Here is a 12746-nt window from a genome sequence, read left to right as displayed (position 1 = left end):
ATACATCGGTGTTCGCAGGAATCTCCCACTTCAAACAGTCCGTTAGGACGTTAAGTGGTGAGTAGTTCAATTAACAGGAATTGTACTTGCAGGAATATGAAATATTTTACAATTAAAATGCTGCACTTAATATTGTTAACAATTATTTTTGCTTATCCTTCATTAATTGTAAACTACCACCCTTAACACCCATGTTTTTCTGGTACAAGAATAAAATGTTAAAAACAGTTTTAAAATGAGTTTCTTTTTCACCTTGTAAGCTGTAGAGCTTTCATATATTCCCCTTTTCTTTCAAGGGCCTTTTTTGCATCCTCAGCCGTTAATGCAAAATCCACTACAATGTTCTGTAATAACTCCTTATTAGCTTACCTGAAGAAATCTCTTAGTTGTTGATTTGCTAACCTTTCTTGTTTACTATCTATCAATCAATAAAAAAAGATTTTTTTGTTCAAGGGCTACTTTAAAATCTTAAGTTGATGGATGTGTGAACGTACCCCTACTAATATTCTTGCTTTTAAACCATTATTACTGTATTATATTTACGTAGTAATATAAGGATTATGGTATATAAAAAAGGAATCAAATCTATCAGTAAGATTTAAATCCTTTTCCAAGGCAAAAAGATTTTGCCAAAATCTAATATAATTTATGCTTGTCTTTTTAATATATATCTAGTAAAAACATATTTTTTTATCAATAGAATTCTGTTTTCAATGCTAGGAATTAGTGTTCTAAACAAGGAACCATACAAAGTGATCTGAAAAACCTGAGAGGTATTGTATGTAGTTTGCCCATCTTCAGCTACTACAATAAAAGAGCCTTACCTCCCTCGGCAAGACTCTACTAGTTTAGTTGTATAATATTTACATGATAACTAAGAAACAGAAAACATATAACACCAAATAGCAGCACCCTATTACTCCTCCTACAGCTAATACCTGTTTAACCCAACTCTTAAATTTTTGATTACTGTAAATCGCTTGCACTCTTTCCATATTTCCTCCTATTAAGAAGAACCCTTATAGACTCTCACCTTGCTATGGTAACATTAAAAAATGGCTAAAACAGGCCTAATGTACAAATATGCAATATTGCATACATAAATATATTGTTATAATTGTAAGCGCTTACTATAATAAGATTATAAAGATTCACCAAATCTTAATACGAAAAAAGAGGAGCAAATAATATGGAAATCGCAATGGCAGTTTTAAAATTTCTAGGTGGAGCAATCCCATTAATTCAAGAACTTCTAAAAGCATTTATGTAAATTCACTATTTAGCAATTATTTATAAAAATTATCATACAAATGATCTGTATATCAAAAATGAATTGATTTACAGATCATTTGCGTGAGCAAGTTCCCTTTAACATGACTAAGGGACTTTTTTAATTTTTAAATATGACTAATGTCTCCCATTTTATCGTACTGATTACCTATACGAGGTTTTAAAAGAACCACCTTGACTAAAATGATAAAACAAGAAATCGAAATGAGCCCCTTTTTTATTTTGTAAGCAGTAAAGCTTCCATATAATGCTCTTTTCTCTCAAGAGCTTTTTTTGCATCATCAGCTGTTAATATATAATCTACTGCAATGCTCTGTAATAGCTCCTTATCCGCATTTGGCAACTGAATTGTTATCTCTTCCACACTACTCTTATTATTTCCATTTATCTTATTAAATTCTTGAATACTTCTTGCCAGCTCTGCTAATTTTTCCATATGCACAGGATTGTTTACATCCAAAAATATATTACTTCTAAAAACTGCCGTAACATATTTCTTTACATTTTTCTTTTCTTTTTCTGCTTCTTCCTTTTTATCAAAAACAATATTTCCCGTATACATTTGTTCAAACGTGAATATATTGTTATTCTCTTTTCCAGCATAATATGTATTGAACTTTTCTTTTAAATCATTCGCTTCTTTTTTGATTTTATAATTATCACTATCTACTTTTGGAGAGATTCGTCCATCCAAAGCTAGCTGAAACTGCAAATACGGTTCATTTACTTGCTGTACATGAGCTATCCGTACATCTGGCCCCAGTAAATCTTTATAATTCCCCGGTATTTCAACTTCATTTAGTTTAACAGAAAAACCATACTGCGATTTTGTATAACTTTGAGCTTTTTGTTTAATTTCTTTATCCGATATATCACATGATGTTAATAGTATTAAACTAAACATCATACTACATGTTATTTTTGTTATTTTCATATGGTATCTCCTTTTATGCTTACTTCATATACATAAATGCTAATATAGATTTCCGATAAAGTCACGAAGTTTAACAAAAAGAAGAGCAGTTTTAAGTTGCTATGTTTATACAATTTCATATGAATCAGAGTTAAGTTTAAAGGAAGTAAATCGTGCGTTTTCTCTTTATACAATCATTTAACTTACTAACACTTTTCATAAGATATTTACACACTGCATTTAGGTAAAGAAATACAGAAATGTGTTTTTTTCTTTGTACTATCTAAATTTATGCTCCCTCCATGTTTTTCTACTATATGCTTAGCAATAGTTAATCCAAGACCTGATCCCCCATTATTTTCTCGAGAATCATCTACTCGAACAAATGCATCAAAAATACTTTGTCTCATATCCTCAGGTATTCCAATTCCATTATCTATAATGTTTATATATACTTTGCTTTCATCCTCAATTAACGATACAAACACGGTCGTACCTGCCGTATTATACTGTAGGGCATTAGATATTATGTTAGAGATAGCACGGTATAGTAATCTGTTGTTAATTGGAGCAATCACTTCTTTAGAGGGAATTTGATATTGAAGGATTAAGCGCTTCGCTTGAAATAAATCATAATATTCTACAAGCAATTCACGAATAAACTCAGATACATCAGTTGGATGTACTTCAAAAGGGTAATCAGAATGCTCTAATTTAGACAGTTCAAAAATATCTTCAGTTAATACCGCAATGATTCGAATCTTATTATATATTACATTCAAAGTTCTTTCTCTTTCACCTTTTTCTGTAATGATCCCTAGTTGTAATGCTTCAACATAACCTTGAACGGTTGTAATTGGTGTCCTTAAATCATGAGACAAATCTACAAGCATCTTCTGCTTGGTTTCTTCCAACCTCTTCTTCTCTTTCTCTATTTTATCGAGTTTTTCCGACATAACATTAAACGAATGCTGTATTTGCATTAACTCAAAATATGTTTCATAGTTTAACCTTTTATCATATTTCCCACTAGCAATTTCCTCAAATCCAGTTGCTAGTTTATCCAATGGCCTGGTTATTTTCCTAGCAATTTGCCTACTAAATATATATACATTCATAGAGAAAAATACAAAAAATAAAACGATTGTAGAAAGTAATATCTTATAAAAAATATATACGTATTCCTCATTTTTATCAGAAAACGTATATTCATACTTTATTGCTTTTTTAGGAACCTTAACAAGGCAATATAATGTTTCACCTTTTTTCGTTACAAATGTTGCTACAGATGAATAATAAGGAAGCTTATCATTATCAAATAATAAATTAGTAAATTCTCTTTGTGAATATGATAAAAGCTTATCCTTCTTTTCCCCTTTGGTATAGATAACTTGTAAATTTTCATTAAGAATTTCTACCCAACCACCAAATGATTCTATTGATTCTGCATTAATAGTTTTAAAGTTTTCACGAACTACTTCACTTGCCTTTAAATTATTTAGCTTTCCTAGTTGCTTTTCTGTTTGATACATCAAAAATATAAATAAAATTATTACGGTGAAACCTATTGCTAGTGCAAATATAACGTAATTTTTAATTAAGATATATAAAACTTTATTTTTCATAAAGTTCTTCCTTCCTAGCAAATCTATACCCAAGTCCCCGGATCGTTTTTATATAAACTGGATTCTTAGGAGAATCCTCTAATTTCTCTCGCAGTCTACTAATATGAACCATAATCGTATTATCATCTGCACAGTAATAATCCGACCATACACTTTCAAAAATTTGTTTTTTAGTAAATATTCTCCCTGGTTCTTCCATAAAAAGTGTTAAGATTTTATATTCCGTAGCACTGAGAGAAACGGATTCGCTTGATTTATAGAGTGTACAAGAATGATGATCTAATACTAAATCACCCATATGAATTTGCTTCTCCTTACCTTCTACAGCCTTATCATTAAATTCATAGGACCTTCTAAGATGAGCTTGAACTCTAGCTATAATTTCTAAAGCACTAAATGGCTTTGTAATGAAGTCATCTGCTCCAATCCCTAAACCTATAACTTTATCTACTTCTTGAGATTTGGCTGACAATATAAGTATTGGAAATTGTAACGTCTCACGAATTTTTTTGATTAATTGATAACCATCCATTTTAGGCATCATAATATCAACAATAGCTAAATCAATATGATTTTCTTCTAGACACTTTAAGGCAACTTCACCATTTAAAGCCTCTACAACAAAAAAATTTTCCATTTCTAAAAAAAGCTTTAAAAGATCAATAATATCTTTGTCATCATCAACAATTAATATATTTTTTTTCATACTCTCCCTCGCATCGGTCAGAATTTTCAAAAATCAATTTAAGTTTATTGTAAGGTAAATGAAAGTGACATGAAAGACTAACCGTTTAATATACAGGTATGAATTAAAAAAGGAGGTATTATCACATGAAAAAATTTGTTGGAATTGCGTTAGCAGCTACCATTGGAATTGGAGGTTTAGGAACTTTTGCTACTACTAAAACTCACGCTGCAGTAAACAATCCAGAATCAACAAAATCGGTTTATCAAGTATCTGATGTGCAAGGTGAATTTATGCACATTAAAGTGGGGAAACCTTGGTCAATGACGCCAAGCGGAAATCAATACAAATATGTCTTATTTAGTGAAAATAAAATTTATGTCAACCCTAAAACTAGTGTTGTAACAGCATATGAAGAAGGAGCAGCTGAAGGCAGAGTACTCGATAAAAATGGAAATGTTGTTGCTATTTGGTATATCACGGCTTTTGAATAATGAAGGATTAATTTTACAAAGTTGAAAAGAGCATCTTTAAGTTTATTATGAAAGTAGTAAAAGAATTTCAAAACTTGTAATTACACTAAAATAAAAAAGCTTATCCTTTAACACGTAATGATAAGCTTTTTTATTGTTCTTTTCATTTTTTGTTTTAGGAAGTATTTCTTTAAGTTGATAGCAATATGGTGCTATCCCATCATTATACTAAAACTTTATAGTGCTCCAAAATGGAAACCACGCGTTGCATTGATATAAATACCTTTTGGAAAATTAATAATTTTATTTAAGGATAGTTTAAGATTTTAACTTGAATGACATATAGTGTTACCTCATACTGAGTGATTAGGATATTAAACTTAAATGTGTTATTTTTAGCAGTCTTAATAATCGGGTTCAATGTATTTTTCTGTTTCAGGAGAGCTTTTAATTTCTATAGGATATTTCTTAAAAGCTACAACAGTAATCCTATCTTCTTGAACTAAGCTTCTGGATTCATTTATAGAAGAGAAACCTGTTCGCGTTAAAAAATTGTATAGAGAGGATTTTGTCATCCAAAAACTAGTAACGTTATCTAATGATGCCCATTTTGATTTTAAACGTTCTTCTATTGATGAGTTAGTAGAGTGTTCTAGCATTGTGTGTCCCTTATATTCATAATTTTTATAAAGTACTGATACATTAGGAGTACAAGTGATATGAGTATCAATTATTACAAACCTTTTGCATACTTCATACACTTTTTCTAAAAAGGGGAATACATCTGGGCAGTCTAAATGATATAAAATACCAGAGCATAAAACAATATCAAATTGACCATATTTTTCAGCACTTAAATTTCTTACATCATCTTGATAAAAGGTTAAGTTTTCCAACCTTAATAAATCTTTAGCGAATATAGCTTTTTGTATGTTTGATTCTCTTCCTTCTATCCCTACAACAGTTGCTCCTTGCATAGCAAACTCAATAGCGTAATGCCCCTCTAAACAAGCTAAATCTAAGATTCGAAGATTTTTAAAATCAGATTGTGTGATATCTTGAATCATTGTCACAATTTTTTTTAATGCAGGATTTGGTTGTCGAATATCTCTTGTATATAGAGTATCCGTTAATTTAATATCATAAGCGGTCCATTCACCATATTTACGAATAATGTTTTCTTTTTCGAGAACAAAATCTTTCATGATACAATTCGCCACCTTTAACATAATATTATGTGTAATATATACCTTAATAAGATCAATATATGTATGTATAACTTGTATTTAGACGAAGGTAAACATTTTAAAGCTTCTCACTTTATCATGTGGTACGTCCACGATTCCTTCTTTTTGGGAGCCACTCGCAAATTTAGAACAATATGCAGCTCAAATAGTCAACTAATTAAACTACCTATTCATCTCATCTATCTAAATTATAGAAATAATTCTAATTTAACTAATTAAGATTTTTTCTTTTACATAGAAAATCTTATTATATTCATTTTTAGCCATAGCCAGTGCAAATGTCATAATGATAAGTGGGACACCACATTGCTATCAAGCTAAGCAAACAAAATACTCCTTAAAATAAAATGAAAAAATACATTATTTTTTCTTATAAAAGAAAAGCAAAGAATAAACTTTAATATGTATTAATCCAAACAAGAGAAGATGATTCATGTGAAACAATTTACTAAATTTCCTCTGACATTTTTAGTTATGTTCCTAGCCAATTTAGCGAACTATTATTTTATCCTATTTATGTAATAATAAAAGCCTTCCTAATTATAGGAAGGCAACGTTCTAAAATGAAAACCTATATTTGATTACTAATTAAATTACCTCAAACTGATAATATACACTTTTCCCATTCTCCCTAGTTACTTTAATTTCAGCAAATCCTTTACCAATGACATCCATTCTAACCTTTCCATTGCCCTGTACTGTATATTTGACAACTTTTTCTCCATCTATTGTTGTATGCTTTGCTGCAACTCCATCTTCTGTTCTAGATTGACCAACACGCCAACAGTCACTGCACTTTTTTGTGCTCTTAGATATCATTTCATTTTTTACATGTACGCTGTTAGTAGATGCATCAGCAATACCATTTGTACTCAACAAAATTATGGAAGTTACTAAACCTATTCCCAGTTTCTTTAACATTATTTCATCCCTCCTGTGATAATTCATAATTTTATATTAAACTGAGATTCTTTCAGGTAACTTTCATTTACCTTACAATAACCTTAAATCCCTTTCTGTAGATATCGAATTCTTTGGAAGAAAGAATTCACATAGTTTATATTGATTTTTTAAACATGGCCATGTTCAGGTAAAGGTTTGAATATGTTTTCAATGTGGATTGGCCCTACATTATTAGCTATATGTACCTTTCCGTTCATTTTCTGCCATTAGTTCATGTGTTAAATAGAAGCAACTTTTCCAAAGTGGAAAAATAGAGAAATAACAGGTGTCCAATTTATGGATTTACTTGAAATAAAGAAATATACTTTCTATAAAACACTGAAAGAATATAAAGAAAACAAAGTAGCAGCTAACTTATAACGAATTGGAGCTGAAAGTTTCTTATATTCTATGTACTAACAGTTTAGTGTAAATAGAAAATCCTATTTTATAAGATGTGTTTATGCATATATCAAGGGATGATACGAGTAAATTTATATTAATAAACGCAGATGAAGACAAATAAGAAGCGTCTCTTTTCTTTCAATTATCCTAATTTTAAAAACTTTAAATTGGATTCAATCTTATTTATTTGATTTATAAAATAAACATAGTTTTTGTTACATCTTTTTTTTTTGAGTTCTAAACTAGATTGCATTAAATTTAGATATAACCATATACTGTATCAAAAATAAATTATCACAATATAAATCCTCTACTAAACCTAATAAAAAATTCTCTTCAAATATTTGAAGAGAATTTTTTATTAATATTGCATTTCTTAACGATTTCTAGGAAATTATATCATATTTTGTTTTTTTACAATATCTTGTTATTGGGTTGATTTATAATTTCCTTTCACATATATTATTTTCACAATGACCAACAGGAACAATCATACGTCTTTTTGCAATAAAATCATAAGTTCGCTGGTCAATACCCATAAATTTCCCTAAATACAGAAAGATAAGTATTCCCCACATAATCGGAACCCTTTTACAAATTTGTATTATTGAATCAATACCTGACACGTATTTTTCCTCTTTTAATTTTCTAGAATGCATACGTTTTTCTAACGTTGTAAGAGGTATTCCAATTTCAGCTTTTGAATTAGAATATTCCCGAAAAGATTTAAACATAAGTAAGTTAAATGTATCGCCCTTTTTTAACTTAGTAACAACGTTTTTACACATAGGACAATACCCGTCGTAAAGTACTATAATTTTTTGGCTTTTTATCATTGTATTTTATTGTAGTTTTTGTATTCGTTTATTAAATATACCCTTAATTTTATTATTTACATTAATTAATTTATCTTTTAATTTAATGTAAGACTTATCATCAAATAATATTAAATCTATTGTAATCATTGCTAATCCAAACGCAACTAAGCCCATTAATACCGCTATCATTATATGAAACATAATAGAACATATAGCCATTAGCCACTTTGTTCTTTTATTCCAAATTAAAAAAGGAAAAGCTAGCTGAAAGATCACTGTGGCATATGTACCTACTGTAAAAATTATAGGATTTTCATAAATTAAAGGGGCAATGCTTGGTAAACTATATTCTTTGACTTGTGTTACATAGTATAGTGCTGTACCATGTACCCACATCTTACCTTGAACTTTAAACAAACCAGAAGCAAAGTATAAGACCATTAATTGTACAATACATGCAAGCACACCGAAATTATGAAGTAAAGCTAAATAACGATTATTTTTTTCTTTTGCTACATTGTTACTTTTCATTGCATCATACGAAAAATATGCACTTGTATTTACAAATAAAAGATAAAATAAACAAATTATTAATATATTGTTTCCTCCATCAAGAGCATACGGATTTCTTTCATATAGTGACCATATCCATATAAAATTTAAGATTCCAATGAATCTAGTTTTATATCCGATAAGATATAAAACCCCTATTAAAATTCCAGTGAAAAATATAATATTAAAATAGACAGGTGAATTAGATAATGAATAAATTGAAAAGTTATCTATTTTTATATCCTGGCTAAAAACCTCCCATGGATAAACTCCATTGGCTCCCCATAAAAAATCCTTTTGAAATATCTGTAGAACATAAAAATATAATATATGTATCCCAAAACCTATCCTAACTAAACTAGCACCAATAAGGTGTTGTTCATTGCTAAATGATTTCAAAAAACCATTAAATTTCTCTGAAAAACTAACAGATTTCTCCATTAAACAATCCTCCTTTTAAAAAGACACTACCTTTGTATACGGTAAGGTTGGTATATCTAAATAAAGTACATTTCCTTCTTTTCCTTCTTTTCCTTCTTTTCCTTCTTTTCCTTCTTTTCCTTCTTTTCCTTCTTTTTTACTTTCTTCATCATTTATTCCAGTAAATTCTTTAAAGCTACTTATCACTATCCTATTTTCTACATTTACAAATTTAGCATCTGGATAAGATTTTTTTAATGCATCACAGGCGATCCTATGAAGAATTAAAAGATCTGATGGTAATTTATTCAAATCAGATTTACTTATATTAATATCCTTTTTATATTCTTCAGGGTCCCTATTATATTTATTTACTACTTGTCCAATAACTGAAGAGTTTGTGGCTGATATTAATCTCATTGGGGTAAATCTATTTTTATGTACCGCTGTTATTAAAGGTTCACTCACATTTACCCAGTCCGTAAAACTTTTCTCTCCCTGTTCGTTTATTATTTCACCTCTTGTCCATAGATGTTGGTTGCTACTAATTGGATTAGGTGCAAATAGCCTCCAATTTTGTTTAAAAAGCGGATTCATATAATTATTAATTTGTGAAAAATACATTTGTTTTATTGGTGTTTCAGGAGCATTATAAAAAAAAGTGATTGTAAAATGTACTATAAAAATTGCAGACAATAAGAAAAACCAGCTGGTAAAAACAATGTTTTTTTTAACCATATTCATTATTAACCTCCTTTAACTATTTCGAGAAAAAAACCATTAAACATTATATTTGTAATGTTTAATGGTCTTCAGATTAACTTTTATCTTCCGAATGCTTCTTGGAAATTTTCTCTATCTAATTTACTCATCCCAAATTTATAACTAGTATCTACACCTGCTCCTTTGTTTCTCGCAGCACCTTCTTTAACGTTATCAACAGCCCAATCAAGCGCTTTCCCTACACCCCAACATGCTACTGCTTCTCCAGCAAATCGTCCAATTTGAGCCCAGCTTCTTTCTTCAATGTCGCCTGATTTTTCGACAGTAGCTGATTCCATGTTTTTAGGTGTATATGAAACATCCGAATTTGCCGACACTGCAGTCGCTGATAATAAACCTAACGCCATAATAGTTGTTAAAATAATACCTTTTTTCAATTTAATTCCTCCAATTACTTTTTTTGTTTTTAACACATTTCATATATTACCATATTTTAAAATATTTGCAATATTTTTTATTTAGATAACATTTTATATATATTTAACGTTCCATTTCCGTATAAGCTAGTATCACCTCTTTTATTAACCCCATATTTATAAAGAAATCTAGTAGATTTATTAGGTTGTTTTTTTAAATGATACTTGTCAATAATCAATGCTAATGCTCCCGAGACCTTCGCAGATGCTATTGAATTACCAGAAGTAAAAAAATAATCATTATCTGGCCATGTACTCAAAATTTGTTCCTTCTTAAATAACCCATATTTGTTATAATCATCAAGGTTGTTTTCCTTTAACAACCTAAAATCTCCACCTGGAGCAGCAATATCTATAAAACCTAAGCCATAATTAGAAAAAAGAGATAATTCATCGGATGGACCCACAGAGGCTACTGTGATTACCTTAGATAAGGCAGCAGGAACATCTAATATTTCACCTATATAATTTACATTATCTTTCTTCATTTTTTGTTGTAAAAAGCTTGTCATTTGAATTTTATCCTTTACATTGAGAGCATCATTACCAGCTGCAGCTACAATAACACTTCCTTTTTTATGCGCAAAATTTATTGCTTTTTGGTATGCCTGTATCTCTGCTAAATCCCCAGTTTGTTTTTTTCCATCAATAACTTTAGCACCTTTAACCAGATATTCTCCGAAACTTAAGTTTATAACATCATTATTGTCCTTTGCTGCTTCTACAATTGCTTTAATAACCCAAATTAGTTCTGAGGATTTTTTACCAAAAATTCTATAAGATTTTATTCCAATTCCTGGAGCAACACCTTTAACGATACCATTTGCTGCAATTTGACCTGCCACATGCGTACCATGACCTAAATTATCATTTAAATAATCAGGATCTCCAGTTTCATAGGGTTCGGCTCCTTGAAATCCGCCCATAGGAACTAAGTTTTTAGATCCTGTAACTATATTGTTTTGTAAATCTCGATGATTTACATCTATTCCTGAATCAATGATACCTACAGTCACATTTTTAGTACCTGAAAATAATTTGTAGCTTTCTCCATTATTAGTTATTTGTTTCATGTCCCACTGTAAATCCCAAGCTGAACGTTCTTCAGGTTTTTTTGAAACGGTTACATTTTTCTCGGTTTCTAATTCCTTTAATCTTAAAGAAGGATTATATGTTTCAACTAGTGGACTCTGAGCAATCTGGGCTACAGTTTTTGACGAAGCTTCTATTTGAAAAAGCCCAAGTTCCCTTACTTCGTAAATGATTCTCCCATTGGTATTATCTATTAGTCTCTTAATATCACTAAAGTTTTTTTCATCTTTTAATAAAAAAGTATAATATTGATGTTCTGTCGCATTAACAACCTTATATGGAAAATAAGTTATGAATAAAAATACTAAAATTATAGATAAACATAATTTTTTCATAGTTCTCTCCTTCGTCTTCTATTAGAAATATATAAATTTTAGGTATTATGTGTATTAATTTAATGTATAATAAAGTTAAAATATTGAAATTTCAGGAGGTTTCTTAATGAATATACTTTTGGTTTTATTTTTTATAATTTTATTTATAGTCGCTTTACTCAATTTACTAAAAGAGTTCAAAAAAAAGAAAGCTAATACAGCATTGATTGTATTTGAAATTATAGTTATGATTGGTGCTCTATGGTGGTTGATTAAAACTTTTAAATAATCAGAAAACAGATGATAGAGAGTGTCCTAAAGATAAAAGCTATATTGTTAACAAGATTAAATATTTACTTATACAACATTCCTCCTTTCAAAGATTGTGAATTGTTTTGTAAGAAACTAGTAATAATTATATTATACTTTTACATTTAATTACATATTTAATTTGGAAAATATATAAATTTTAGTTTTTTTTGGGATTTTTTCTCTTTAGTATATTAAAATTTTAATTACCTAATTTATACGGCTTTTAAAATAAGAGATATTTGAATTGAAGAAAAACAAAAAAATGCCTCCTGTATAAATACAGGAGGCATTTTTCATTAATTGCTTAAAACGCATATCAAAATTCTCTAGTTTACTTCAAATTTATTTTATACTTTCAACTTTTTTAGTAAACATATGACATTTCCTATTGAACTACCCCCACTTTCACTTCGTTTAGAAGTGAGGGATTCCTAAGTAAAGAGTTCTATCGAACTCTAA

12 protein-coding genes and 2 pseudogenes are annotated in these 12746 nt (G+C 29.3%); 4 read left to right on the top strand and 10 right to left on the bottom strand.

The window, feature by feature from the left end; all coding sequences use genetic code 11:
* Positions 1 to 1083: 1083 nt before the first annotated feature.
* A pseudogene (locus tag QO049_RS29605) lies at positions 1084 to 1270 on the top strand (hypothetical protein).
* Positions 1271 to 1507: 237 nt separating this feature from the next.
* Here QO049_RS29605 and QO049_RS29600 read toward each other — a convergent pair.
* From QO049_RS29600 to QO049_RS29590, 3 genes are all read right to left on the bottom strand, one after another.
* Positions 1508 to 2224 (bottom strand): hypothetical protein, encoded by a 717-nt coding sequence (locus QO049_RS29600; RefSeq protein WP_284489771.1) that lies wholly within the window; start codon positions 2222 to 2224, stop codon positions 1508 to 1510.
* A 206-nt stretch (positions 2225 to 2430) separates the two neighbouring features.
* Complete coding sequence (locus tag QO049_RS29595; RefSeq protein ID WP_246963515.1) at positions 2431 to 3828, bottom strand: sensor histidine kinase; 1398 nt, start codon at positions 3826 to 3828, stop codon at positions 2431 to 2433.
* Positions 3818 to 4534 (bottom strand): response regulator transcription factor, encoded by a 717-nt coding sequence (locus tag QO049_RS29590; protein WP_284489770.1) that lies wholly within the window; start codon positions 4532 to 4534, stop codon positions 3818 to 3820. The genes QO049_RS29595 and QO049_RS29590 overlap by 11 nt, the downstream gene beginning before the upstream one ends.
* Before the next feature lie 125 nt (positions 4535 to 4659).
* On the opposite strand from QO049_RS29590, the gene QO049_RS29585 reads away from it, so the two are divergent.
* Positions 4660 to 5007 carry a hypothetical protein gene (locus QO049_RS29585; RefSeq protein WP_246963513.1) on the top strand — a complete coding sequence of 116 codons (348 nt, stop codon included), beginning with the start codon at positions 4660 to 4662 and terminating at the stop codon, positions 5005 to 5007.
* 383 nt (positions 5008 to 5390) lie between these two features.
* Here the strand turns inward: QO049_RS29585 and QO049_RS29580 are convergent, their stop codons facing one another.
* The gene (locus QO049_RS29580) at positions 5391 to 6191 is read right to left on the bottom strand and encodes a class I SAM-dependent methyltransferase (protein ID WP_284489769.1); all 801 of its coding nucleotides are present in this window, start codon (positions 6189 to 6191) and stop codon (positions 5391 to 5393) included.
* A 630-nt stretch (positions 6192 to 6821) separates the two neighbouring features.
* Complete coding sequence (locus QO049_RS29575; protein ID WP_000914230.1) at positions 6822 to 7154, bottom strand: hypothetical protein; 333 nt, start codon at positions 7152 to 7154, stop codon at positions 6822 to 6824.
* Between the two features lie 264 nt (positions 7155 to 7418).
* Between QO049_RS29575 and QO049_RS30840 the strand changes: the two are divergent.
* Positions 7419 to 7556 (top strand): annotated as a pseudogene (locus QO049_RS30840) (recombinase family protein); the annotation flags it as partial.
* Positions 7557 to 8020: 464 nt separating this feature from the next.
* Here the strand turns inward: QO049_RS30840 and QO049_RS29570 are convergent.
* From QO049_RS29570 to QO049_RS29550, 5 genes are all read right to left on the bottom strand, one after another.
* Positions 8021 to 8416, bottom strand: a complete 396-nt coding sequence (locus QO049_RS29570; protein ID WP_284489768.1) for a thiol-disulfide oxidoreductase DCC family protein — start codon at positions 8414 to 8416, stop codon at positions 8021 to 8023.
* A gap of 6 nt (positions 8417 to 8422) precedes the next feature.
* Positions 8423 to 9391: an HTTM domain-containing protein gene (locus QO049_RS29565; protein WP_240523664.1), complete on the bottom strand. Its 969-nt coding sequence runs from the start codon at positions 9389 to 9391 to the stop codon at positions 8423 to 8425.
* 15 nt (positions 9392 to 9406) lie between these two features.
* Positions 9407 to 10114 carry a DUF5819 family protein gene (locus tag QO049_RS29560; RefSeq protein ID WP_284489767.1) on the bottom strand — a complete coding sequence of 236 codons (708 nt, stop codon included), beginning with the start codon at positions 10112 to 10114 and terminating at the stop codon, positions 9407 to 9409.
* Positions 10115 to 10194: 80 nt separating this feature from the next.
* Positions 10195 to 10530 carry a hypothetical protein gene (locus QO049_RS29555; RefSeq protein WP_284489766.1) on the bottom strand — a complete coding sequence of 112 codons (336 nt, stop codon included), beginning with the start codon at positions 10528 to 10530 and terminating at the stop codon, positions 10195 to 10197.
* Positions 10531 to 10607: 77 nt separating this feature from the next.
* A complete protein-coding gene (locus tag QO049_RS29550) occupies positions 10608 to 11996 on the bottom strand; it encodes a S8 family peptidase (protein WP_021728548.1) in 1389 nt (462 codons plus the stop codon).
* Positions 11997 to 12102: 106 nt separating this feature from the next.
* On the opposite strand from QO049_RS29550, the gene QO049_RS29545 reads away from it, so the two are divergent.
* Entirely contained in the window at positions 12103 to 12264 is a 162-nt protein-coding gene (locus tag QO049_RS29545) for a hypothetical protein (protein WP_021728549.1), read from the top strand.
* Positions 12265 to 12746 lie beyond the last annotated feature (482 nt).

The sequence above is a fragment of the Bacillus sp. RB3 genome, from assembly GCF_030164735.1.
In the GTDB taxonomy this organism is placed as follows: domain Bacteria; phylum Bacillota; class Bacilli; order Bacillales; family Bacillaceae_G; genus Bacillus_A; species Bacillus_A cereus.
The sequence above is the reverse complement of the archived record's forward strand: the minus strand, read 5'-3'. Positions and strand labels throughout refer to the sequence as shown.

Bases quoted from the DNA above. Each gene is read 5' to 3' on its own strand.
- QO049_RS29600 (WP_284489771.1), bottom strand. From the start codon at position 2,224: ATGAAAATAACAAAAATAACATGTAGTATGATGTTTAGTTTAATACTA.
- QO049_RS29595 (WP_246963515.1), bottom strand. From the start codon at position 3,828: ATGAAAAATAAAGTTTTATATATCTTAATTAAAAATTACGTTATATTT.
- QO049_RS29590 (WP_284489770.1), bottom strand. From the start codon at position 4,534: ATGAAAAAAAATATATTAATTGTTGATGATGACAAAGATATTATTGAT.
- QO049_RS29585 (WP_246963513.1), top strand. From the start codon at position 4,660: ATGAAAAAATTTGTTGGAATTGCGTTAGCAGCTACCATTGGAATTGGA.
- QO049_RS29580 (WP_284489769.1), bottom strand. From the start codon at position 6,191: ATGAAAGATTTTGTTCTCGAAAAAGAAAACATTATTCGTAAATATGGT.
- QO049_RS29575 (WP_000914230.1), bottom strand. From the start codon at position 7,154: ATGTTAAAGAAACTGGGAATAGGTTTAGTAACTTCCATAATTTTGTTG.
- QO049_RS29570 (WP_284489768.1), bottom strand. From the start codon at position 8,416: ATGATAAAAAGCCAAAAAATTATAGTACTTTACGACGGGTATTGTCCT.
- QO049_RS29565 (WP_240523664.1), bottom strand. From the start codon at position 9,391: ATGGAGAAATCTGTTAGTTTTTCAGAGAAATTTAATGGTTTTTTGAAA.
- QO049_RS29560 (WP_284489767.1), bottom strand. From the start codon at position 10,114: ATGAATATGGTTAAAAAAAACATTGTTTTTACCAGCTGGTTTTTCTTA.
- QO049_RS29550 (WP_021728548.1), bottom strand. From the start codon at position 11,996: ATGAAAAAATTATGTTTATCTATAATTTTAGTATTTTTATTCATAACT.
- QO049_RS29545 (WP_021728549.1), top strand. From the start codon at position 12,103: ATGAATATACTTTTGGTTTTATTTTTTATAATTTTATTTATAGTCGCT.